This window comes from Dellaglioa sp. CoH-57-MRSF-22, assembly GCF_056781895.1.
Window position 1 is genome coordinate 1 of the sequence record NZ_JBXAXT010000265.1, and the last position, 241, is coordinate 241.

General features: G+C 57.3%; 1 protein-coding gene. It reads right to left on the reverse strand.

Features of this window, described 5'->3' with window-relative positions; all coding sequences use genetic code 11:
* On the reverse strand, positions 1 to 241 hold a 241-nt coding region (locus AC1RPR_RS09020), incomplete at both ends, for a DUF6531 domain-containing protein (RefSeq protein WP_481763610.1).

Consider the following 241-nt stretch of genomic DNA (forward strand, 5'->3'; position numbering starts at 1 on the left):
CTGATAACCGTCGGAATTTACCTTTGCGGTCACGCTGAAGTTGTGAGCCCAGCCCTTCCCAAGCACACTGTCCTGATTCTTGGCGCTCGAACTATATATGCGGCTGAAGGTGAGGCGCTGCGGAAAGAGGCCCACACCTGACGATAGGTCATCGCGGCTGTACGTAAAATTCCCGGCCGCCAGGCCGATGGGGTCGGCAACGAAATTGAATGGCTCGCCTTGGAGAGACGTCCCACCTTGG